Source organism: Mucilaginibacter sp., assembly GCF_041660805.1.
Lineage (GTDB): Bacteria > Bacteroidota > Bacteroidia > Sphingobacteriales > Sphingobacteriaceae > Mucilaginibacter.
Genome location: NZ_JBAZVP010000002.1, coordinates 100,602 through 123,615, shown reverse-complemented (window position 1 = coordinate 123,615; position 23,014 = coordinate 100,602). Strand labels below are relative to the sequence as shown.

Annotated in this window: 20 protein-coding genes and 1 tRNA gene; 15 read left to right on the top strand and 6 right to left on the bottom strand. The window is 41.6% G+C overall.

Annotated elements, in window-relative coordinates; translation table 11 throughout:
* Positions 1 to 41: 41 nt before the first annotated feature.
* The 3 genes from WC743_RS03475 (at position 42) to WC743_RS03465 (ending at position 1,864) form a co-directional block, all read left to right on the top strand.
* The gene (locus tag WC743_RS03475; protein WP_373010389.1) at positions 42 to 1,022 is read left to right on the top strand and encodes a hypothetical protein; all 981 of its coding nucleotides are present in this window, start codon (positions 42 to 44) and stop codon (positions 1,020 to 1,022) included.
* A gap of 37 nt (positions 1,023 to 1,059) precedes the next feature.
* Positions 1,060 to 1,461, top strand: a complete 402-nt coding sequence (locus WC743_RS03470; RefSeq protein ID WP_373010388.1) for a hypothetical protein — start codon at positions 1,060 to 1,062, stop codon at positions 1,459 to 1,461.
* Positions 1,462 to 1,597: 136 nt separating this feature from the next.
* Positions 1,598 to 1,864 carry a helix-turn-helix domain-containing protein gene (locus WC743_RS03465; protein WP_373010387.1) on the top strand — a complete coding sequence of 89 codons (267 nt, stop codon included), beginning with the start codon at positions 1,598 to 1,600 and terminating at the stop codon, positions 1,862 to 1,864.
* A 410-nt stretch (positions 1,865 to 2,274) separates the two neighbouring features.
* Here WC743_RS03465 and WC743_RS03460 read toward each other — a convergent pair whose 3' ends face one another.
* Entirely contained in the window at positions 2,275 to 3,477 is a 1,203-nt protein-coding gene (locus WC743_RS03460) for a site-specific integrase (protein ID WP_373010386.1), read from the bottom strand.
* Positions 3,478 to 3,760: 283 nt separating this feature from the next.
* Positions 3,761 to 3,834 (bottom strand) — tRNA-Asp (locus tag WC743_RS03455).
* Positions 3,835 to 4,010: 176 nt separating this feature from the next.
* Between WC743_RS03455 and WC743_RS03450 the strand changes: the two genes are divergently transcribed.
* The 3 genes from WC743_RS03450 to WC743_RS03440 are packed head-to-tail and all read left to right on the top strand — an operon-like array spanning position 4,011 to position 8,584.
* On the top strand, positions 4,011 to 5,495 hold the full coding sequence (locus WC743_RS03450; protein WP_373010385.1) for a xylulokinase: 1,485 nt from the start codon (positions 4,011 to 4,013) through the stop codon (positions 5,493 to 5,495).
* A gap of 23 nt (positions 5,496 to 5,518) precedes the next feature.
* Complete coding sequence (gene xylA, locus WC743_RS03445; RefSeq protein WP_373010384.1) at positions 5,519 to 6,847, top strand: xylose isomerase; 1,329 nt, start codon at positions 5,519 to 5,521, stop codon at positions 6,845 to 6,847.
* 51 nt (positions 6,848 to 6,898) lie between these two features.
* Complete coding sequence (locus WC743_RS03440; protein WP_373010383.1) at positions 6,899 to 8,584, top strand: sodium/sugar symporter; 1,686 nt, start codon at positions 6,899 to 6,901, stop codon at positions 8,582 to 8,584.
* A gap of 246 nt (positions 8,585 to 8,830) precedes the next feature.
* Here WC743_RS03440 and WC743_RS03435 read toward each other — a convergent pair whose 3' ends face one another.
* Positions 8,831 to 9,586, bottom strand: a complete 756-nt coding sequence (locus WC743_RS03435) for a hypothetical protein (protein WP_373010382.1) — start codon at positions 9,584 to 9,586, stop codon at positions 8,831 to 8,833.
* Between the two features lie 194 nt (positions 9,587 to 9,780).
* On the opposite strand from WC743_RS03435, the gene WC743_RS03430 reads away from it, so the two are divergent.
* The 6 genes from WC743_RS03430 to WC743_RS03405 all read left to right on the top strand — a co-directional run bounded on the left by WC743_RS03430 (position 9,781) and on the right by WC743_RS03405 (position 14,776).
* Positions 9,781 to 10,398, top strand: coding sequence for a hypothetical protein (locus tag WC743_RS03430; protein ID WP_373010380.1), 618 nt, complete (start codon positions 9,781 to 9,783; stop codon positions 10,396 to 10,398).
* Between the two features lie 135 nt (positions 10,399 to 10,533).
* Positions 10,534 to 11,196 carry a hypothetical protein gene (locus WC743_RS03425; RefSeq protein ID WP_373010379.1) on the top strand — a complete coding sequence of 221 codons (663 nt, stop codon included), beginning with the start codon at positions 10,534 to 10,536 and terminating at the stop codon, positions 11,194 to 11,196.
* 194 nt (positions 11,197 to 11,390) lie between these two features.
* Entirely contained in the window at positions 11,391 to 11,951 is a 561-nt protein-coding gene (locus WC743_RS03420; protein ID WP_373010377.1) for an RNA polymerase sigma factor, read from the top strand.
* Positions 11,948 to 12,523: a hypothetical protein gene (locus WC743_RS03415; RefSeq protein WP_373010376.1), complete on the top strand. Its 576-nt coding sequence runs from the start codon at positions 11,948 to 11,950 to the stop codon at positions 12,521 to 12,523. Before WC743_RS03420 ends, WC743_RS03415 begins: the two co-directional genes overlap by 4 nt.
* The gene (locus WC743_RS03410) at positions 12,504 to 13,898 is read left to right on the top strand and encodes a hypothetical protein (protein ID WP_373010375.1); all 1,395 of its coding nucleotides are present in this window, start codon (positions 12,504 to 12,506) and stop codon (positions 13,896 to 13,898) included. The genes WC743_RS03415 and WC743_RS03410 overlap by 20 nt, the downstream gene beginning before the upstream one ends.
* A gap of 92 nt (positions 13,899 to 13,990) precedes the next feature.
* A complete protein-coding gene (locus WC743_RS03405) occupies positions 13,991 to 14,776 on the top strand; it encodes a TerC family protein (protein ID WP_373010374.1) in 786 nt (261 codons plus the stop codon).
* A gap of 68 nt (positions 14,777 to 14,844) precedes the next feature.
* On the opposite strand, the gene WC743_RS03400 is transcribed toward WC743_RS03405, so the two are convergent.
* Positions 14,845 to 17,112 carry a Tex family protein gene (locus WC743_RS03400; RefSeq protein ID WP_373010373.1) on the bottom strand — a complete coding sequence of 756 codons (2,268 nt, stop codon included), beginning with the start codon at positions 17,110 to 17,112 and terminating at the stop codon, positions 14,845 to 14,847.
* Positions 17,113 to 17,304: 192 nt separating this feature from the next.
* Complete coding sequence (locus WC743_RS03395; RefSeq protein WP_373010372.1) at positions 17,305 to 19,764, bottom strand: TonB-dependent receptor; 2,460 nt, start codon at positions 19,762 to 19,764, stop codon at positions 17,305 to 17,307.
* A gap of 123 nt (positions 19,765 to 19,887) precedes the next feature.
* Between WC743_RS03395 and WC743_RS03390 the strand changes: the two genes are divergently transcribed.
* Positions 19,888 to 20,544, top strand: coding sequence for a metal-dependent transcriptional regulator (locus tag WC743_RS03390; RefSeq protein ID WP_373010371.1), 657 nt, complete (start codon positions 19,888 to 19,890; stop codon positions 20,542 to 20,544).
* Between the two features lie 37 nt (positions 20,545 to 20,581).
* Here WC743_RS03390 and pepT read toward each other — a convergent pair whose 3' ends face one another.
* A complete protein-coding gene (gene pepT, locus WC743_RS03385) occupies positions 20,582 to 21,835 on the bottom strand; it encodes a peptidase T (protein ID WP_373010370.1) in 1,254 nt (417 codons plus the stop codon).
* A gap of 87 nt (positions 21,836 to 21,922) precedes the next feature.
* Between pepT and WC743_RS03380 the strand changes: the two genes are divergently transcribed.
* Both WC743_RS03380 and WC743_RS03375 read left to right on the top strand, forming a co-directional pair.
* Positions 21,923 to 22,642 (top strand): hypothetical protein, encoded by a 720-nt coding sequence (locus WC743_RS03380; protein ID WP_373010369.1) that lies wholly within the window; start codon positions 21,923 to 21,925, stop codon positions 22,640 to 22,642.
* A complete protein-coding gene (locus tag WC743_RS03375) occupies positions 22,639 to 22,992 on the top strand; it encodes an MmcQ/YjbR family DNA-binding protein (protein ID WP_373010368.1) in 354 nt (117 codons plus the stop codon). The genes WC743_RS03380 and WC743_RS03375 overlap by 4 nt, the downstream gene beginning before the upstream one ends.
* The last annotated feature ends 22 nt before the right edge of the window (positions 22,993 to 23,014 follow it).

The following is a 23,014-nucleotide window of genomic DNA, read 5'->3' as shown; positions in this document are numbered from 1 at the left end:
TCGGTAAAAGAACAGTTACCTGAACAAAAGAACTTAATATCATGAAAACCACCAGTTTATTAAATAAAGATTTAGCGCTTAACGAGGAGCAGTTTACAGAAGCCGTCACCAACGACTTTATCGGTACGAACTTTGTAGACCGCCTGGAATGGGCCATGCTGATGATACAGCAAAATTTTAACCAAATGCGCCTGGCGGAATACCTTCCGACCGTAACACGCAACCACTTTGACAAGGCGTATCTCATGGCTGGCGGCGATGACGCGCTGAACAATAACGTAAAATTTTTCAGGCCTTTTACTGATCTGCAGGCAACGCCCGAGATTTTTCCTGACCTGAACATCAAAGTAATGACGTTTGAGGAAACGATACAACTCAATAAGGTTAAGCAGCTTGATATCCGCACGAAACAAGCGTTACGTTCAAAACTTCAATATGCCTATGAAATCTCCTCTGCGTTTTATAATAAGAAAACAGAGGCATTCTATGGTTTCAAAAACGGATACGAGTTTAACAGGGGTTTCTTTTCATTAGGTGCTAAGGTCGAGAATGCGGATAAGTTGTCATTCACGGAAATACCGAATCCCATCTCGCTCCATCCGAATTACACAATGCCACCCAATGCGGTTACCTTATTGCCTAAAGACCAGATCGTTGATGTAATGAAACTAATCGCCATGTCTTACCAGGTGGCCATGTCCATGTATTACGAGTGGTCAATTTACATCAAAGAGTACGACAACATAGGCCTGATCGTGCCGATAGAGCCTCAAATACTTTCTGAACTGTATAAAACTTCGCTCATGAAGTTTGAGAGCAAAAAACAGATGGTTCATTTTGTAAAAGAGCATTACCGCAGAAAGGTGGCGGCACCAAATGAAGACTATACTATTTTTATCAATCGTTATTTGCGCGGTGAACACCGGTTTAATTATCGTGGGTTCTATGCAGAGGTCATCCCCCCTAAATATGACCTGGTACGTGCCAGAACAAAAAAGAAATTTGTCGATGGCTCGAAATAGAATTGCATCAATGAACACGATATATTTGCATACACCAATGGCAGCTAAAAGGAACAAAAAAAATAACAACCCGGCAAAAAGAACACAGCCCCGTTCCCGGCGACTGCTGAAAGGCAAAACCTGGATCGGAAGTTACAACGGCAAAAATATCGTTCGCGGGTACGCTAAACATTTCCGGGTGGATTTGTTATGCGCAATCAAGGAACTTAGGCTGCTCGGCGTCATGATAACCGACCAATATGAGCAAGCTGTTCAGCAAACTTTGGCAGCTCTGGCGGCCCAGAAGAAACTGAGGGAAGAGCAAAAAGCATCTTTGGGCGCGGAAGAGCTGGGCGATAGCAACGACGATTTTGCTTTTATTGTTGGCTATACAAGCGGCGGCGCTCCCTACGGTGTTCGTTGGGAAGACATGCCGTCCGACCAGGATGAGTCAGAATGAGCTGACGCCAGCTGATTCATCAATATTGCATTCCCGGTAACAACAACCGAAAGGGAAATATTTCAGGTACCAATACCTGCCTCATAATAGCGCACCGCAGTCGTCGGTTACGCATCAAACCTCCTGATTTATCATCATGGCAATAGAAGTAGTCACTAAAGACGATCTCGAAGCGTTTCGGCAAACGCTTTTGAATGATATCCGCACCTTGTTAGCAAATAATAAACCTGAAACGAAGGAATGGCTAAGATGCGCGGATGTTAGGAAAATGCTTAAAGTTTCGACTGGCACCGTTCAAAATTTAAGGATCACCGGGAAATTAAAATCCCAAAAAATCGGCGGAATGCATTTTTATAAGCTCTCCGACATTCAAAACATGCTTGGTGGTAAAACTGATTCGTAATGCGCCAGAAACATATTATTCCAGAACTCCATGGAAAGATAACTGAAGACCCCCGTGTAACAGTATGGCATATCAGTCTTTATATGACCATGCTTATTTTATGGCAGCAAGCGGGATTCAAAAAACAGGTCAGAATATCGCGAAAAAATTTAATGACCAAGGCACACTTTGGCAGTATAACAACTTATCATAAATGTATTAACCAACTATGCGACTTTGGATACATTCTATACCAACCTACTTACGACTGTTATGCGGGTAGTATTATTGAGATTATGCTATAGCACATCAAAGTCAGGTTTTGCCTAACTCTCTCCTCAAATTGCCGTTCCGGCAAATTCCCCATCCTTTTACTAATTTATTCATAAGGAAGCATAAGACGATAATGATCTTATGCTTCCAATTTTTAATTAAGCTAATACCTGTTTTTTTCGAACCAACCGCTTTTTAAGCCTGTTCATATCCTCACTAACTTTAAAGTCAAGTGTCTTTGCATAATGTTGCGTTTGCTTTATCGTAGCATGTCCCAGTATTTTCGACACTGTTTCTATTGGTACGCCATTATTTAAGGTAACGGTCGTTGCGAATGTATGACGGGCCAAATGATAAGTAAGTTCAATATTGATCCCACAACAATCGGCTATCTCTTTCAGGTAGGAGTTCATTTTCTGGTTAGTAAGCACTGGCAGCACCACACCATCAGCTACACATTTTGGATGCTTTTCATATTTTTTTATGATTCTCAAAGCCTCCTTTAATAGCGGGATTCTTGATAAAGCATTTGTTTTTTGCCGGTTGATGAATATCCAATTTTCGCCGTCCACCCCTTTTTGTATATCTGTCCGTTTTAAGTTTTTGACGTCAACGTAGGCAAGACCTGTATAGCAGCTAAAAATAAAAATATCCCTGACATTGCTTAATCTGACATTTTCAAAGTCCTTTTCCGCTATTCGTTGCAGTTCAGCCTCCGTCAATGCGGTTCTTTCTACCTGCTTTCTCGTTAACTTGAAATTGGAGAACGGGTCGTCCGGCAGCCATTTGCTTTTTACACAGATCAGCACAATCTTTTTAAAATTTACTAAGTATTTCATTGTGGTATTGTGATCGCAATTCCTGACGGTCTTTAACCAGAAGGCATACTGTGAAATGAAATCGTGGTCAAGGTCTTTGATATCCCGGTCTTCTGTACCATACTTCCATTTTATAAAATCCCTCGTGTGATTATAGCATATACTGTAACGTTGCATCGTGCTCGGTGCAAAATCAACGCCTACTAATGCCTTCATCTGGTCATTATGCATGGCGAATACTTCGAGGATTTTTTTCCGTTTTTCGACATTGCCGGTAAGAATGTCCTTAATGGACTGTGCGGAAATCTCGCGACCAGCCTCGATTAGTGATCTTTTAGCCTGGAAAATTTGCTGCTCTAAAGCGTCCAGGTAATAATTCAATTCTCTGGCATCTTCTTTGGTGCCCACGGCTCTTGCAGCTGATGAGTTCCATTTGGAAGATTCCCATTTCCTTTTGGAAGATAATTCAACTGATTTACCATCTACAGTAATTTTCAGGTAAATGTAAAGCGGGCCTTTTTTTTGGTTTTTGGACTGTTTCAAGTAAAAAAGTAGTCCGAAGCTTTTTTCTAACATAAACTAACATTTAAAGGTTAAACAAATGTCGGTTTAGATCATCACCCAAACAAGATGTCCACGCGCTGGACATGCTCACAATCAATTCATTATGGCGTTTTCATTGCGTCTTTTTTGTCGTTACAAAGTACTCAATGAATGACGCAATAGAATTATGTGTTTTAATGCGAGTTTTGGTAAAGTGCTGAAACGAAAAAGGCCCTTAATCTACGATTAAAGGCCTTTTTGATGTTTTTGCTAACATATTTAGCGGAATGGACGGGACTCGAACCCGCGACCTCCTGCGTGACAGGCAGGCATTCTAACCAGCTGAACTACCACTCCGTTTGGGATTGCAAATATACGCACCTTTTTGTTTTACACAAGTCGTTTTTAAAAAATTATCAAATAATTAGTTTTTGGCATTATTTGGGGCATCCTGCTATATTTTCAAAAAATACCTTAAATTCGTTGCTTAACACCAGCTATCAACCGGTTAGTAACTTCTTAAACACAAAAACATGCTCTTATTAGGCATTGATATAGGCACTTCATCAGTAAAGGTATGCGTTGTTAATTCTGAAGATCAGCAGGTTATAGCTTCCGCCCACTACCCGGAGACGGAATCACCTATTATTTCTCTACAAACAGGATGGGCCGAGCAATCGCCTGATATGTGGTGGCAGCAAACCGGCCAGGCCATTGCATTATGCCATAAAAAAGGCGGTTATGACCCTAAAGATATTTCAGCAATAGGCATTGCTTATCAAATGCACGGACTGGTTTTGGTTGATAAGAACCACCAGGTTTTACGAAACAGCATCATTTGGTGCGACAGTCGGGCGGTAGAAATAGGCGATAAAGCGTTTGAAGACATCGGCCACGAGGCCTGCTTATCGCATATGCTGAACTCACCCGGCAACTTTACCGCGGCAAAACTGGCCTGGGTAAAGCAGAACGAACCGGAGATATACGACCAGATAGATAAAATAATGCTGCCGGGCGATTATATCGCCATGAAATTAACCGGCGAGATCACCACTTCGGCTTCAGCTTTATCTGAAGGTATCTTTTTTGATTTTCAGTTTAACGGCCTCTCCAAAGATATTATCGATTATTTCGGTTTTAGCGATGGCTTGTTTCCAACTGTTAAGCCCGTATTTTCGTCGCATGGCCGCATAACCACAGAAGTTGCAGCGGCTTTGCAATTAACTACAGGTATCCCTGTTACATACAAAGCCGGCGACCAGCCCAATAACGCATTATCCTTAAACGTGCTAAAGCCCGGCGAAGTGGCAGCCACAGCGGGCACATCTGGTGTTATATATGGAATAAGCGATCAGCTGGCTTATGATCCGCAATCACGTGTAAATACTTTCGCGCATGTCAACTATGCCAATGAACGTAAACGATTAGGCGTGTTACTATGCATAAACGGCACAGGGAGTTTATACCGATGGGTTAAAAACGCCTTTGGTTCGGCGGTAAGCTACCCGCAAATGAACGAGATCGCAAAAAAAGCACCACTGGGAAGCGACGGTCTGCGCATGTTACCATTTGGCAATGGTGCCGAACGCATGCTAAACAATAAGCAGGTGGGCGCCCACTTACAAAACATAGATCTTAACTTACATACACAAGCACACATTTTTAGGGCAGCGCAGGAAGGTATTGCCTGCGCGTTTAGATATGGGCTGGATATTATGCGCGAAAACGGTATGCAGCCAACAATGATACGTGCGGGTAAAACCAATATGTTCCTGAGCGAACTGTTTACCGAAACTTTTGTGAACGCTACCGGTGTCCCGGTTGAGCTGTACAATAACGATGGCAGCATGGGCGCAGCGCTGGGTGCAGGCATCGGTGCCGAAATATTTTCATCAGCGGCAGAGGCTTTTAGTAACAGTAAAGTGGTTGCTTATGTTGAACCTGCCGCAACAGATGCTTTTGAAGAGGTTTACCAGGATTGGAAAGCAGTACTTGATCAGCATTTATCTAATAAATAATTAAAAATCATAAATCTACTACTATGTCAATTGTAACCGGAGAAAAGGAATTTTTTAAAGAGATAGGACAAATTAAGTATGAAGGGCCACAATCTGATAATCCACTGGCATTCCGCTGGTATGATGCAGATAAGGTGGTAGCAGGTAAGTCTATGAAAGACCACCTGCGTTTTGCTTGTGCTTACTGGCACTCGTTCTGTGGCAATGGTGCCGATCCGTTTGGTGAGCCTACCCACTTGTTTCCATGGGCTGTTAAGGCCGATGCTGTTGAACGCGCTAAAGATAAAATGGACGCTGCCTTTGAGTTCATCACCAAAATGGGATTAGGATACTACTGTTTCCATGATGTGGATGTGGTTGATTATACTAACGATGTGAACGAGAACGATCGTCGCCTGCAGGCTATGGTTGAATATGCTAAACAAAAACAAGCCGCAAGTGGTGTAAAGCTGCTTTGGGGTACCGCCAATCTGTTTAGCAACCGCAGGTATATGAACGGAGCATCTACCAATCCCGATTTTCATGTATTGGCACATGCTGGTGCACAGGTAAAGGCGGCTTTGGATGCCACCATCGCCTTAGGCGGAGAGAACTATGTTTTCTGGGGTGGAAGAGAAGGTTATATGAGCTTGCTGAACACAGATATGAAACGTGAGCAGGAACACCTTGCTAAATTTTTACATACAGCAAAAGACTATGCACGCAAGCAAGGCTTTAAAGGCACTTTCTTTATTGAACCAAAACCTTGTGAACCTACCAAGCACCAGTATGATTATGATGCAGCCACCGTATTAGGCTTTTTGCAGAAATATGACCTGATGAATGATTTTAAGCTGAACCTTGAAGTTAACCACGCTACGCTTGCCGGCCATACTTTTCAGCATGAGCTGCAGGTAGCTGCAGATAACGGCTTATTAGGTTCAATTGATGCTAACCGTGGTGATACCCAAAACGGCTGGGATACTGACCAGTTCCCGAATGACGTTACCGAGGTTACTGAATATATGCTGATCATTTTAGAGGCCGGCGGTTTTGCAGGCGGAGGGATAAACTTTGATGCCAAGATCCGCCGTAACTCTACAGACCCTACCGATCTTTTCTATGCGCATGTTGGTGGCATGGATGTTTTTGCAAGGGCACTGATAATCGCGGATAATATTCTCCAAAAATCAGACTACAAAAAGATAAGGACCGATCGTTATGCTTCGTTTGATAGCGGCGCAGGTAAAGATTTTGAAGCCGGTAAATTGTCGTTAGAAGACTTGCGTAACTATGCTGCTACAAATGGCGAACCTGCCGCGAAAAGCGGGAAACAGGAGTACCTGGAAAATTTGATTAACCGATATATATAACTATAATAGCCCTCCCAATAATTGAATCAAATTTTTAAACTGAAGAGTTAAATGAAGACCTTATCTAATGGCGATTACGCTGTATTTTTTGTTTACTTTATAATTGTATCTCTATACGGATACTGGATATACAAACGTAAGCACAACGCCGATGCTACTTCAAAAGATTATTTTTTGGCCGAAGGTTCACTTACCTGGTGGGCTATTGGTGCATCGCTGATCGCATCCAACATCTCTGCCGAACAATTTATAGGCACCAGCGGGTCTGCATTTAAAATGGGTTTGGCCATTTCTACTTACGAGTGGATGGCTGCCGCTACATTAATTATTGTAGCTATTTTCTTTATCCCAATTTATCTTAAAAATAAGATCTTCACCATGCCGCAGTTTCTGCATCAGCGGTATAACGGTACGGTGGCAATGGTTATGGCCATATTTTGGTTATTGCTATACATCATAGTTAACCTCATGTCTATTCTTTACCTGGGTGCATTGGCTATATCGGGTATATCCGGGCTTGATGTTACCTTATGTATCTCCCTGCTGGCAGTATTTGCGGTTGTTATTACTTTGGGAGGGATGAAGGTTATTGGTTATACCGATGTTATACAGGTATTTGTTTTGGTATTAGGCGGCTTGGTTGCAACCTATTTAGCATTAAATAAAATAAGCGAAGTTTCGGGTACTACAGGTATGTGGAACGGCCTTAGCATTATGCGAAGCGAAGCAAGCGACCACTTCCATATGATCTTCAAAAAAGATAATGCTAATTATATGGATCTGCCGGGCCTATCAGTACTAATAGGTGGTATGTGGATAGTGAACCTGAACTATTGGGGTTGTAACCAATACATTACCCAACGCGCATTAGGCGCAAACTTAAAAACAGCACGTGCCGGTATCTTATTCGCTGCTTTTTTAAAGTTGCTGATGCCGATAATAGTGGTATTACCAGGTATTGCCGCATATTTACTATACCAAAAGGGAATGTTCCACCAGGAGATGATGAGTTCATCGGGTGTTACTGATGTAAATAAAGCTTATCCATCGGTGTTAAACCTGTTGCCTGCCGGTTTAAAGGGGTTGTCATTTGCGGCGCTTACAGCGGCTATAGTGGCTTCGCTGGCTGGTAAAGCAAATAGTATTGCCACCATTTTCACACTGGATATCTATAAAAAAGCAATTAACCCTGCAGCTACTGACGCTAAGCTGGTAAAGCTGGGTAAATACTCCGTGGTTGTTGCCATGGCACTGGGCGTTATAATGTCGCTGGTTATTGGTGAGCGGTTAATGGGCGAAGGCAAGCAGGGCTTTCAATACATACAGGAGTACACCGGCTTTGTATCGCCGGGTATATTTGCCATGTTTATTTTGGGCTTCTTCTGGAAAAAGGCTACCTCAAACGCGGCATTATTTGCTACCATTGGAGGCTTTGTGTTTTCGGTAATATTTAAATTTTTACCATACTATGCAAACCTGGCTTTTATGGCGCCTTACGGGTTCTCTAAAATGAACGAGAAGGGTGTATATGAAATCCCTTTCATTGACAGGATGGGTTTTGTTTTCCTGATATGCGTTATAGGTATGTACATTATATCAAAAATTGATGGCGCGAGAGGTGTTGTAGCCAACGGGCTGGAAATTGATGCATCAATGTTTAAAACATCAAGAGCGTTTACTGCAGGTGCACTAATAGTAGGTGGTATTATTGTAGCGTTATATTCTTTCTTCTGGTAGAGGTTATAAGAAACACCTCTTTATTATTTAATCACAAAAGAGAATTTTTACAAAGAACACAGAGTTAATCGCTCTGTGTTCTTTTATTGAGGGAGAATTTTAGTTTACCCGCAAGGTGTTTACATAAAGAGCCCCGGAATAAAATCCCGGTGCTCTTGGTGGTTATTATTTAAGCCAATCTCTGTGTTCTTTGGCTATTTCATCTCAAGGGTAATGTTGTGCATTCGTTAAATAGGTTTATCCGTACTAAATAGTTAGCTGGTCATAATAGGCTGCTACTTTTACCATTGCCTGTTCCTGTTCGCTGCCAAACTTTATCTGGTTATTGCGGATATATTGTTTTAATTCCTTTTTCTTATCCTTTAAAAGGCTAAGTAGCGAGCCTTCGCTGTCGATACCGTGGTAAACACCATCCTTTTTTATGTAGATTTCCTTTTTAGAAGTAAAAAAAGTTTCAACTTTTCCAGATTGGCCCGAAGAGTTTTGGATGTTTTTTGATCGTTTAACCAGCACTTCCATTTTGCCTTTATATACCTGATCATAAAAGCCCGTATTTACCCCTTTGTTATTGCTTAAGGTATCTGTATCAATGTAAACAAAATGATGGCCCAGCCAGTCAAAGTTTTGCACCCTATCACTCAGCAGGCTAATTTTAGCAGATTTATTGGGTAAAAGCACAACCACATAATCTTTAAAAAGATCATACATCATGGGTACGCTTTTGTATGAAAAGCCATCATACTCAACCGAGCCGGGGACAAAACTATTTGAATCAAACAAGTAGGCATTGCCCTTAATTGCAGGATCATAAAAAGAATATTCCGGGCCATTAGTATATAAGCGCGATTGGTTGTCAATAGCATTATAATAGCTGGTAACGGTGCTTTCTAAAACACTCTCACGAAGGTCAGTATCACTTTGCAGGTTTTGCGAAAAAGAATTAGTAGCCGTGCATATAAATAGGGGAAATGCCAGCAGCATTTTAAAAGAAGTACAGTTCATCACTTGTTCGGTATAATAATTGGTAGCATGAAATTACTCACTTTTAGTTAAAATGCAAGTTTTCAATGCATTTTATTAAATGATTTTTTAATTGTTATGTAATTTCAATTCGTATTAACATAATTTATTATCATAATATTTAGTGGAAAACCGTATCCGTGAAACGATGTTTACTATTAAATAAATGAACTATCATGGCCAGCGCAAACGATAATATACCAACACAAACACAAGGGCAGCAAACAGATATTCTGCACGTTGTTAATGCACCAACCCGGCAAGAAGCGCATCATTTGTTTTTACTTGCTAAAGACAGGTTAAAAGATATTTCGCAATGGCATAAGTATAGCAGCCCGCTATCTTCAAATTTTTCTATTACAGATGCACAGGGGAATGACGTTTATAAACTGGCCGAAGCTGGCGATCTGTTTTCAATTGACATACCCGGCCCCGGGCCACTGGCCGGAAGCGGTTTTGAATGGGTACGGATAGAGGCTATGGAAGAAAATATAAATGAAGAAGCCGAAAGCGAATATATAACCATGACGGTTAGGCCCGTAGCTAATCCCAGGCATCCCAATAAAACCATAGCTCATTTTTTTAGTCACAATTCAACCAGTACTTTTATTGTTGAACGCTACTTAAACCAGGTAAGCGCTGCAGTACATGGCCGTAACGAAGTGCCAAACAATACTGATACCGGCTTATTTGATACTGTACGCAATACCATTATAGCATTAAGCGCAAGAGAGGGCTTGTCTTTTCCGCAATGGAAGTCATTAATGAAGGGCCTACTGGAATTTAATACTTAACAAGTTATTCAATACTAACAAGCTATGTAATATTTAAAGCCGGCTTTAAAAACATTTTACCGGGCATTTTTTCTTTGGAATATGGGTGCCTAATAATTAGATTTGGTATCTGCCTTTATAATAAAGTCCCTCATTATGCCGTACAAGAATTTTCTAAGATTAACTGTTTTCTTATTCATCGCATCAACAAAACTGTTTGCACAGGCCACTAAAGACAATTCGCCATACGTTTTTCCTGAATTTGTTAAGGCTACGGTTTTGCAAAAAGGCGGCGCTATGCTCGAAGCACAGATGAACTATAATATGGCTACCCAGGAAATGCTTTTCACAAAAGATGGAGCTAACATGGTGTTAGATAATTATGAAAATATTGATACCCTTTACCTTAACAGCCGCAAATTTGTGCCGGCAAGACGGGTTTTTTTAGAAAAATTAACCAATACGGCTATTCCGCTTTATATACAATACAAAGGTAAAGCCATGCTGGGTGGTTCGTCTGCCATAGATAAATCAAACAATACTTCAATTGGCGGCCTGGTTGGTGTAAAAGGGCAAAAAGGCGACCCCTCAAAAATAACATCTTATGATTTGCGTTTGCCAAATGGCTATCATTTTGTACCTGAAAACGAATACTGGCTGCAAAAAGGGGGCTCATTTTATCCTACAAACAACCTCAAAAAAATTGTTACACTTTTCCCCGGGAAAGAAGGGCAGATAAATGATTTTATTAAACAGAACAATATCAGCATGGGCAAAACTGATGACATGATAAAGCTGATCGAGTTCTGCAATAAATAACCAGTAATTACCCCGCAATTTTCTAACAGTTAATGCGGTAACCAACCCGCCTGTTTTATGCTATGCAACTATAAGTTATAAAGGCTTTTGTTGTATTTTGCGTATGGCCATCAAGCAGTTATTGAAATTATTTTCGCTCATCGTGCAACGTTGTTAAATGGCCTGCGTCATTTAACTTGAAACCTGTCATTAATTTGGAAGCTGTATACGTAGATAAGCACTACAACCTGGTGGTTGAGTGTAAGCAGGGAAGTAAAAAAGCCTGCTACGAGTTGTACCGACTATATTCAAAAGCGATGTTAAACGTCGCCTTTAGAATAGTGGGCAATATTGGCGAGGCGGAAGATATTTTACAGGAAGCATTTACCGATGCTTTTAACAGACTAAAAGATTTTAGGCAGGAAACCACTTTTGGGCTATGGCTCAAACAAATTGTGGTACACCGCTCAATAAATCTTCTGCGTAAAAGAAAATTGGAGTTTGTTGAGATGGAAGACGGCCTTCTGGATAATGTAGCCGATGAGGAAGAATGGGATGATGAAGATGTACAGTACCAGGTTGCACAGGTAAAAGAAGCCATAAAAGAATTACCGGAAGGCTACCGGGTGGTTTTATCGCTTTACTTGTTAGAGGGATATGATCATGAAGAAATAGGACAAGTGTTACACATAAGTGAAAATACATCGCGTACACAGTTTTTACGTGCAAAACGTAAACTAAGCGAAATATTAATAAGGAAAGGAATAAAGAAATGAGTAAGCGGTTAGAAGATTTTATCAGCAATAACAGGGAAGAATTTGACGACCTGGAACCACGTGCAGACATTTGGAATAATATTTCAAAAGAACTGGATGCCTGGGATGAGGAGCAACAACTGCCAAAAAAGCGCGAGGCAAAAACATTCTCGCTTGGTTTCGTGCTAAGGGTAGCCGCTATGATAGTGGTGGTTATGGGAATAGGTTTCGGGGTGTATGTACAAAACCAAAAAAGCAGCGAAGGCGTTGACCTGGCTGCCATAAACCCAACTTACGCTAAACAACAATTGCAATATGCATCGCTTATTGCAACCAAACGTATCGAACTTAAACAGATAGCCAAGTATGATCCGGAGCTTTATAAAGAGTTTAGCGCCGAGATCACCAAAATGCAAACAACTTATAAAAAACTAAATACAGATTTAGCTACCAGCCCTAACCAGGAACGTGTTTTACGTGCAATGATCCGGAACTTGCAAATACAAACAGAGGTGCTTAATCAGCAACTGAGTGTAATTGAACAATTTAATCAAAGCAAAAAAGATCAACAAAATGGAAATCAGGATATTTAAGAGGCTACTTGCCTTCATTGCCGTACTCACTATAAGCGCACAGGCATTTGCGCAGGATACACTGCCTGCCCCGCCGCTCCCGCCAGAAAACTATAAACTTAATAAGGAGTATAAGCATAACAAAGAATTTAAAACAAATAAAGAATACAAGTTTAATACGGAATTTAAGCTCAATAAGAACTTTGATAAAGTAGCGTTCAAGAAAAACATGGTCAAGTTTAATCTTAAAATGGCCGATTTGCACAAGCAAATGTTTGTAATGAATAGTAAAATAAACACGCAGGTGTTTGTTAAAATGAAAGACTTTGACAAAAAGTTTAACGCGAAATTTAAAGACTTTGGCAAGGATTTTTCAGGCAGTTTTAACGGTATGGTACCGGATGTGGATGTAGTGATTAATAATAACACCAGCCGCAATGTATCTGATAAGGAATATAAAAAGCAAATTGCCAGCGGCGAGATCACCGAGAAGGTGAAAAACTACAGCAAGAGCTATAGTGTTGATGGTAATGATATATTACAGATAAATAACAAGTTTGGTAAGGTAACTGTGAACACCTGGAACAAAAGTGAGTTTAAGGTTGATGTTCAAATGAAATTTAGTTCAAACAACGAAGAGGCCGTGAACGATTTGATAGAAGGCTCAAGCATCAGCGATAGCAAAACAGGAAATGTTGTTTCATTCAGAACTAATCTTGCAAACGGAAGATCACAAAGTGGAGGGAATAACCAGCAAAGAATAGATATCAACTACACCGTTTATATGCCGGCGGGTAATGCTATTGACATTAACAACCAGTTTGGTGCAGTTATACTGCCTGATCTTTCTGGCAAGGCAACAATTAAGGTGCAGTTTGGTAATCTGATCGCACAACATCTTAGTAACACCCAAAACGACATAACAATTAATTTTACCCAGGGAAATACATCAACTATAGAAGTGTTTAACGGAGGTAAGTTAAAAGTACAGTACAGTAAGTTTAAAGTAGGTATCCTTAATAATGTTGATGCCAGTTTTGGCTTTTCAAGTATAGATATTGACAGACTAAAAGGATCTGCAGATGTGAGCGTTAAATACGGCAATGGCATTAACGTCGCTTCTATTGATAAAAGTGTTAAAAACATTAATATCCACTCACAGTTTGCTAAAGTTAATTTAGATTTTAAAGATAGTGATGACTTTACTTTTGATGTTACCAGCAAAATGGGTGGATTTGACAACAATAGCAGCAAAGTAAAAGTAACATCAAAATCTCCCTCAGATGAAGATCGTGGATGGTCATCAACTAAAAATTACAAAGGATATATTGGTAAAGACAACGGCGATAGTAAGATTGTAATTAATGCAACCTTTGGCAGAGTGAGCTTTAATTAACAGCTAAAATCATAAAATCAGCATATTTTTAAAACCCTTGCCATAACGGCGGGGGTTTTGCTATTTTAGGGCTGTTAAAAAATCTACCTATAATGGAAATACTTACCAACCCCGAGGCATGGTTGTCGCTTGTTACGCTAACACTTTTAGAGATAGTTTTAGGTATCGATAATGTGATATTCATATCCATACTGGCCGATAAGTTACCTAAAAACCAGCAGGAAAAAGGCCGAAAACTGGGTTTAGCTATGGCCATGATAACCCGTATCCTGCTGCTACTTTCTATTAGCTGGGTAATGACGCTTACTACACCGTTATTCAACATATCGGGCTTGTTAAATATAAACGACAGAGAATGGGCAGAAAAACTCTCCATTTCCGGCCGCGACCTGATACTTATAATTGGAGGTTTGTTCCTGATATATAAAAGCACAGCCGAGATCCATCATAAAATTGAAGGCGAGGATGATGACGAGACAACCGTTAAAAAACATTCTTTTTGGGGAACCATATTCCAGATAGCGCTATTAGATATTGTTTTCTCGCTCGATTCGGTTATTACCGCTGTAGGCATGGCACAGCACGTAGAGATAATGATAGCCGCTGTTGTAATTGCAGTTGGTATTATGATATGGGCATCAGGCTCGGTTGCCGGTTTTGTAAACAGGCACCCAACAGTAAAAATGCTTGCCCTGTCGTTTCTATTGTTAATAGGCGTGTCCTTATTAGCTGAGGCGTTTGAGCAGCATATACCTAAAGGGTACATCTATTTTGCAATGGCATTCTCTATCCTGGTAGAAATGCTGAACCTTAAAATGCGCACTAAACGGTTAAAGGCCGCAGAAATAAAAACGAGGAAGCCAATCACTAAAAAATAAGTACGCGGTGTCTTCACCGCAACCTGAATAATAATTTCCTGTTGTTGGTATCCTCACCAACAATATTCCTACTTAAACTTATTCTTCAACGCTGCCAGCTTGCTCATCATATCCATTTCAGGTTCGGGAGCTGGTTTGGCAGGCCTTTGTACAAATTGTTTTTGAACAGGTTTGCTTTCACGCGTCTTAGCTGCTGCTGCGGGCTCGCGTTTCTCATTCTCTTTCATTGATAACGATATCCGCTTACGGTTTACATCTACCTCGGTAACTGTAACCTCAACCTTTTGGTGCACCTTCAATACCTCATTAGGGTCTTTAATATAGCGGTTGGTTATCTGGCTTAAATGCACCAAACCATCCTGATGGACGCCGATATCTACAAAAGCGCCAAAGTTGGTAATGTTAGTTACTATTCCGGGCAACTTCATGCCGGGTTTAAGGTCACTTACCGAATTTACACCATCGGTAAAGCTAAACGCCTCGAACTGCTCACGCGGGTCGCGGCCTGGTTTGGCCAGCTCGGCTATAATATCATTGAGGGTAGGTAAGCCAACCGTATCAGAAATATATTTTTGCAACGGGATTGATTTGCGCAAAGTATTATCACGCATCAAATCCTGCACACTGCATTTAAGGTCTTTAGCCATTTGCTCAACCAATGCATACCGCTCCGGGTGAACGGCACTGGTATCCAATGGGTTTTCCGCTCCGCGGATACGTAAGAAACCTGCTGCCTGTTCATAAGCTTTATCGCCTAAACGGGCAACTTTCTTTAACTGGTCGCGGCGTTTAAAGGCACCGTTAAGGTTGCGGTATTCTACAATATTTTGCGCCAGTTGTGGCCCTAAGCCCGATACATAGGCCAATATCTGTTTAGATGCCGTATTCAGTTCCACCCCTACAGCGTTCACACAACTTATAACGGTATCATCCAGCGAAGTTTGTAGCTTATTCTGATCCACATCATGCTGGTACTGTCCAACGCCTATAGATTTTGGGTCGATCTTTACCAGCTCAGCCAGCGGGTCCATTAACCGGCGCCCAATTGAAACGGCACCCCTAACGGTAATATCTTTATCGGGAAATTCATCCCTTGCCACTTCAGATGCCGAATAGATGGATGCACCACTTTCATTCACCATTACTATGGTTGCCCCCGGCAAGTTCAGGTTGCGCACAAATACTTCCGTTTCGCGGCCTGCGGTACCATTCCCTATGGCAATAGCCTCAATATTATAACGCTCAAACAAATGTTGAACGGTTTTCTCTGCTTCTTTAGCTTGCCCGGCACCGGTGTGCGGGTAAATGGCAGTATTTTCTAATAACTTACCTTGCTCATCTAAACAAACAAGTTTACAGCCGGTTCGGAAACCGGGGTCAATAGCCATAATTCTTTTTTGGCCTAGTGGTGCACCTAACAAAAGCTGGCGAGCGTTCTCCGCAAATACACGAATAGCTTCTTCATCGGCTTTCTTTTTAGTAAGCAACCTTATCTCAGTTTCCATTGATGGTTTTAGCAGGCGCTTATAGCCGTCGCCAATAGCTAATCCTACCTGTGCTGCCGCAGCATTACGGGCGGTGATAAATTCTTTTTCAAGCAGATCAATAGCATCTTCTTCGGTAGGTTTAATATCCAGGTAAAGGATCTCCTCTTTTTCGCCGCGGCGCATGGCCAGGATGCGGTGAGATGGTGCCGATTTTACCGGCTCTGTCCAGTCGAAATAATCTTTATACTTAATCCCTTCCTGCTCCTTACCGTCAACTACTTTCGACTGGAAAGTGCCTTTTTCGGTAAACAACGTACGCATTTTAGCGCGAGCTTCAGCATTTTCGCTTATGAATTCTGCAATAATATCCCGGGCACCGGCAAGGGCTTCTTCGGTATTATTTACACCTTTTTCTTCGTCTATGTATTTACCGGCCTCTAATTCCGGGTCTATGTTCTTTTGTGTAAGCAGGTTATCAGCCAGTGGCTGCAATCCTTTTTCACGGGCTGCCGTAGCGCGCGTTTTACGTTTAGGGCGATAAGGAAGATAGATGTCTTCCAGCAGCACCATTGTTTCGGCGGCATTAATTTGCTCCTCCAGCTCAGGTGTTAACTTGCCCATATCTGTAAGCGATTTTAATATGGCCTCACGGCGTTTATCCAGGTCGCGCAGTTGCTGTACACGGTCGCGGATGGCGGCTACCTGTACCTCATCTAAACTGCCGGTAGCTTCTTTACGGTAACGGGATATAAAAGGAACTGTCGCACCTTCATCAAGCAGGGCAATGGTTGCGCTTACTTGTTTGCTGCCAACAGAAAGTTCCTGGGCTATTTTAATATTGTATTCCATTTTTATGATCTTACCGACAAATCGGAACTGCGAAGTTGGGGGTATTTGATGATAAATCAAATGGATATTTTTCAACGATAGATAAATGTCCCGTGGCATCCTGAAATAAAGTCAGGATGCCACGGGAAAGTAATAAGCAATGCTGATATCTTGCGTGCAGGATGCCGAATAAATTCGGCATGACATGGTTTTTTAGAAGGGTACAATCACCTTAAAACTTATATTCCTTCCAATATTATAAATGCCTGAGCGGCCATTTGGCGAACTGTTATAATATTCAAAGTACTTTAACCGGTTCAGGTTTGATTGATAGGCTACATTGAATAAATTATCGGCCTGTAAAAAAAGCTCGCAAATAGGTTTGCCAGATTTTCGCTTTAATGTTGAGCCGATGCCCGCATTTATCAGGGTATAACCGGGTGTAGGTGTTTCTGTATCGTTTAGTGCGTAATAATGATTTTGCGCTGTGTAAGCATCAGCCTCAACCCGGAAATATACTTTGCTGAACATGCCGTAATTGCCCTGCAGCTTCACCTTAACCTCAGACCGGATATGCAACGGCGGAATAAACGGCAGATATTTAGCCGCACCATTGCTTTGTTCAATTAATGCTTCATTTTGGTTGATGCCTGCTACATACGCCAGGCTGTTATTAAACGCGAGCCATTTAATGCTTTGCGGGTGCAGGTTAAATGTAAGCTCAGCTCCGTACAGCCGCGCCTTTGACTGCTGATACTGGTAAGTAGTATTACCGGGGACAATGATCACCGGATTACCGTTTGCATCGTCCAGCCGCGATTGGTATATGTAATTATTAATCTGGTTATTGAAAAGCTCCAACTGGAAGTCGGCATCCTTTAGATAAGCTATAAAGCCCACGTCTTCCTGCAAACTAAATTCAGGATTGAAGGTACGGTTACCCAGATAAACAATGTGCGCACCGGGGTCAAGGCCATTACTACCAATTTCGGTAATATTTGGCGCACGGTAGCCACGGGCAATGTTGGCTTTTAGCAATAGGCGCTCGCTAATATTATAAGTAAAACCTAAACTGCCCGACAGGCCATGATAGGTATGTTTAAAATCGGGAAATTGCAGGCGTGCCCCCGGGTCATTCGCTGTTACCCGTTGCTCAAATCCGTTTGCAGGGTTGGGGCCAACATAAAAATCATTCCAGGAAATGTTGCGGGTATCATACCTTATCCCGCCCGAAATGTCTGTTTTGCCGATGGACTTTTTAGCGAAAAAGAAGCCTCCAATATCAAACAAATTATAATCGGGGATAGGGAAATCGGTAGCATCCTTACTGCGGTTGGTTTGGTAAATGCCGTTTACACCAAAAGAAGTTTCCAACCCGGCAAATACCGGCGGACTATATCTGAAATCGTAGTTTAAGGTGTTCAGTGTTACAAACAATCCGGCTTGTTGCGGCATAGTGGGGTGGTTATATTCCCGCCTTACACTTTGCTGCCAGCCCAAAGCGGTATTGAATAGGCCATCGCCCAGCTTTATTTCGGTTTTATTGTATAAGCGATAATGTTGTATGTGCTGATGCAAAGGTGTAACGCCATAAGAGGTGAGCCATTCCTGCGGGGCAAACGGGCGGTTTTTAATATTATCATTTGCACCTTCGGCTACCTGCACAGTAAATCTGCGGGTAAGTGAATCGCGGCTGCCATCGGGTATTTCCTGTTTGTTATTGTAGGTTGTACCCACAAATTGCGAGTAACCCCATTTTTTATCTACACGTGTCATCCCCGATAAAATATACTCCTGGAAGGATGAATTATATACCGGCCCATCAATTTTATTACGGTAATTATGCGCCATTTTACCCGTAGCGCGGAAAGCATATTTCCAGTCGCCGGTTTTGTAGGATAAGCCAAGCGATGAGCCAATGAGCCCGTTGTTGGTATGATAATCGGTAATAATGTCACCGTTCAGCTTACCGTCTTCCCCGTTGGGGATGTATGGAATGAGGTTAATAACCCCCGCCAGGGCATCCGAGCCATAAGTTAAACTGGCCGGGCCTTTTATTACCTCGGCACGGGCAATACCGTATTGGTCTATTTCAATACCGTGCTCATCTCCCCATTGCTGCCCTTCCTGGCGAATGCCATCATACAGCGTTAAAACCCTGTTGTATCCCAGCCCGCGAATAAATGGCTTGGATATATTTGGCCCGGTAGTAACCGCGGTAACGCCAGGGATGCCTTTCACTATGGCATCAATAATATTGTTATTAACATTTTGGTCTATCTCTTTTTTGGTAAGCACCACAATGGGTACCGGGTTGCTGCGTAGTTCTGTAGCGCGCGATACACCGGTCACTACCACCTCGCTTAGTTTTGAACTGCTTTCCTTCAGATCGATATTAATGGTTGCCGGCGCAGATTCGTTAACAACAACTTTAACCCGATCACTCTGATGGCCTACGCTTGAATATACTGCAAAGTATTCGCCGGGGGCAATGTTTTTAATTTCATACAGGCCTTGCTGGTTGGTAGTAGTGCCATATTTAGTGCCATTTAATAAAACGCTAACATAAGGTAATGGAGAATTATTGGCGGTCACCTTTCCTTTTATTGAGCTTTTTTGAGCAGTAACCGTCAGTTTAAGAAGTATTAATATGGAGAGTAACAATAAGCGCATAGGTATATTATTGGCGTAAGCATACGTAATTAATTCGTCTAAATTAATAAATAAAATTAGTCTTGCCTAATTTTATTTATTAATATGTTTTTTTGATTATGTTTGTACAACCCAATAAATTGTATGCATACCCTATCAGAAGAAAATTACCTGAAATGTATTTACCGCCTTTGGCAGGATAAAGGGCAAAAGATAACACCAACGGCCATTGCAGAATCATTAGGGAACAACCCGGCATCAGTAGTGGATATGTTACGTAAGCTTACCGATAAACTACTGATAAACTACGATAAAAAGAAAGGTGTGGAGCTAACCGCTCAGGGCCAGAAAGATGCTACATTAATTGTGCGCCGTCATCGCCTGTGGGAGGTTTTTTTGTTAGAGAAACTGGGGTACGACTGGGATGAGATCCACGATATTGCCGAAGATCTGGAACATATTAAGGATGCCTCACTGGCAGACAGGCTGGATAAATTTCTCGGTTTCCCGGAGTACGACCCACATGGCGACCCTATTCCAAAAGCTAACGGTAAAATGGCCAAGCGGTATTCAACCACCCTGGCAGATCTTAAAACCAGTGGGTATTGCCGCGTTGCCGCTGTAAAAGATACCACCAGCTCTTTCCTGCAATACCTTCAAAAACTGAATATCAGCATCGGAACAAAAATTCAATTAATAGAAAAGATCCCCTTTGATAGCTCACTGGTGATAAGCATTGATGGCAATGAGCGCACCACTGTTTCGCAAAAATTTGGCGAGAGTGTGTTGATTGATATGTAAAAAAGATATGCCGGATTATCCGGGGTGAATTACCCTCCTAACTTTTCTCTTCCCAAACCATACATAAGTGCAGTATAGTTTCAACGGCTTTGTGCATATCCTGTACAGACACCCATTCTTCTTTACCATGGAAGGCGTGTTCACCGGCAAAAATATTGGGGGTTGGTAATCCCATAAATGACAACCTTGAACCATCTGTACCGCCACGGATACTGCAAAGCTTGGCTTGCATACCTGCCCGTCGAATAGCTTCCATACCATAATCAACAATTTGTGGATGCTGCGCAAGCACATTTTTCATGTTGCGGTACTGGGCTTTTACATCAAGACTATAGGTGGAGTTTGGGAAACTCTTTAAAACATCATCAGTTACCTGCTTTATTACTGCTGCATGGGCATCTAACTTGTCTTCCTCAAAATCGCGGATTATAAAATCAATGGTAGCGGTTTCAACATGCCCCTCCATATTAACCGGGTGCACAAACCCCTGCATGCCTTCAGTACCTTCAGGCGATAGGTTGTGCGGCAAGGCGGCTATAATTAACCCTGCAATTTTTATGGCGCTTTCCATTTTGCCTTTTGCAAAACCGGGGTGGGCGCTTACACCTTGAATAGTTAACCGTGCGCCATCCGCAGAAAAAGTTTCATTTTCCATATTGCCTGCGCTTTCACCATCAATAGTATAGCAGGCAAATGCCCCTATTTTTTCAATATCTGCCTTATCTACTCCGCGGCCAATTTCCTCGTCGGGTGTAAATAATATTTTTATAGTACCATGCTTTATTTCAGGATTATTCACCAGCTGATAGCAGGCATCCATTATCTCGGCCAGTCCGGCTTTATTATCGGCACCCAGTAAAGTGGTTCCGGATGCGGTTATAATATCGTTCCCTATCTGGTTCTTCAGGTCGGGATGATCCTGTATGCGCAGTACCTGCGTTGTATCATCGGGCAAAATAATATCCCCGCCGGTATAGTTTTTATGTATCAGTGGTTTAACATTTTTTCCGCTGCAATCTGGCGAGGTATCCATGTGCGAACAAAAGCATATAACCGGCACATCGTGCTTATCAGTATTAGCGGGGATAGTTGCATATACATAGCCAAATTCATCTAAATGTGCATCGGTAATGCCCATTTCAAGTAGTTCGGCTACCAGTACCCTGCCCAGATCTTTTTGCTTTTCGGTTGATGGGCATGTTGGCGATAATGGGTCTGATTGCGTATCAATAGTTACGTAGTGTAAAAATCTTTTGGTTGCTGTAAAACTTAGGGGCATATTAAAATCCATAAAAGCCTATATTAGTAGAAATTTTATTTTCGTATTTCAAACGGTTGTTGCAGTAAAGTAATTTGTAAATATCCTAACTATATCACTTTGAAAAAAACCTTTTTATTTATTGTAATAACACTTGCTGCCTTTACGGCAAGAGCCCAGTATAACTATAGCACATTAGGAGTAGGTATTGGTTTTAGCAGCGTTAAAGGTTATACCAATGTTAAAAGAAATTACGATGAAAAAGCGTACAACCTAAACTTCATTTATAATTATAGTCCGTATGTGCCAATTGCTGCCGAGATACAGTTTGGTAAACTAACTGGTGGCGGGTTAACTGTTGACCGTGATTTATACAGGCGGCAATACGCCAACAACTATAAAGCAATAATAATACATGCCGACCTGCAGTTTGGAGAGATCATAGAATATGAAAATAATTTCTTTATGAAATTGCTTAAAGATTTTTATGTAGGGACGGGTGTTGGCGCAATATCCAATAGTTTAAAAGTACAGCGCACCAGTTTAGATGACCCTAACTATGTGTTTCCGGGGGATAACAGTGGCGTAAATTTAATGATACCGTTACGCGCCGGATACGAGTTTAAAATTTATGATGATTATAACCAGCCATTTATGGGGATAATTGTAGGGTATAACCATAATATAGTATTTGGCGAAGGTTTAGATGGATATAATGACCCATCAAGTAAGTTTAAAAATAATGCCCTGAGCCAGTATCGCCAAATTACTGTAGGTGTAAGGGTTAATTTTGGGAGTAGTGTTTCTTATAACAAATCTATTAGAGGGAATAACAATTGAACATTGAAGAAATACGCGATTATTGCCTGCAAAAACCAGGCGTAACTGAAAGCTTTCCTTTTGGCGAGGATACGTTGGTTTTTAAGGTTGGCGATAAAATATTTTTACTCACCGGCTTAAATTCGCCCAGCTTTAATGCAAAGTGCGACCCTGAGAAGGCCGTTGAACTGCGCGAACAATACAGCGAAGTGCAACCCGGCTATCACATGAATAAAAAACACTGGAATACCATACATACCGATGGCTCGCTAACCAACAAACAGCTGCGCGATATGATAGATCATTCTTACGAGCTTGTTTTTGCAAGCTTACCTAAAAAGCTCCAGGCAGAAATTACCGACACCAACTAACTCCTCTTATATATTTGCTGTT

Coding starts and splice junctions, on each gene's coding strand:
- WC743_RS03415 (WP_373010376.1), top strand. CDS start 11,948: ATGAGTAAGCGGTTAGAAGATTTTATCAGCAATAACAGGGAAGAATTT.
- WC743_RS03410 (WP_373010375.1), top strand. CDS start 12,504: ATGGAAATCAGGATATTTAAGAGGCTACTTGCCTTCATTGCCGTACTC.
- WC743_RS03475 (WP_373010389.1), top strand. CDS start 42: ATGAAAACCACCAGTTTATTAAATAAAGATTTAGCGCTTAACGAGGAG.
- xylA (WP_373010384.1), top strand. CDS start 5,519: ATGTCAATTGTAACCGGAGAAAAGGAATTTTTTAAAGAGATAGGACAA.
- pepT (WP_373010370.1), bottom strand. CDS start 21,835: ATGGATTTTAATATGCCCCTAAGTTTTACAGCAACCAAAAGATTTTTA.
- WC743_RS03425 (WP_373010379.1), top strand. CDS start 10,534: ATGCCGTACAAGAATTTTCTAAGATTAACTGTTTTCTTATTCATCGCA.
- WC743_RS03405 (WP_373010374.1), top strand. CDS start 13,991: ATGGAAATACTTACCAACCCCGAGGCATGGTTGTCGCTTGTTACGCTA.
- WC743_RS03470 (WP_373010388.1), top strand. CDS start 1,060: ATGGCAGCTAAAAGGAACAAAAAAAATAACAACCCGGCAAAAAGAACA.
- WC743_RS03390 (WP_373010371.1), top strand. CDS start 19,888: ATGCATACCCTATCAGAAGAAAATTACCTGAAATGTATTTACCGCCTT.
- WC743_RS03435 (WP_373010382.1), bottom strand. CDS start 9,586: ATGAACTGTACTTCTTTTAAAATGCTGCTGGCATTTCCCCTATTTATA.
- WC743_RS03440 (WP_373010383.1), top strand. CDS start 6,899: ATGAAGACCTTATCTAATGGCGATTACGCTGTATTTTTTGTTTACTTT.
- WC743_RS03450 (WP_373010385.1), top strand. CDS start 4,011: ATGCTCTTATTAGGCATTGATATAGGCACTTCATCAGTAAAGGTATGC.
- WC743_RS03395 (WP_373010372.1), bottom strand. CDS start 19,764: ATGCGCTTATTGTTACTCTCCATATTAATACTTCTTAAACTGACGGTT.
- WC743_RS03400 (WP_373010373.1), bottom strand. CDS start 17,112: ATGGAATACAATATTAAAATAGCCCAGGAACTTTCTGTTGGCAGCAAA.
- WC743_RS03430 (WP_373010380.1), top strand. CDS start 9,781: ATGGCCAGCGCAAACGATAATATACCAACACAAACACAAGGGCAGCAA.
- WC743_RS03465 (WP_373010387.1), top strand. CDS start 1,598: ATGGCAATAGAAGTAGTCACTAAAGACGATCTCGAAGCGTTTCGGCAA.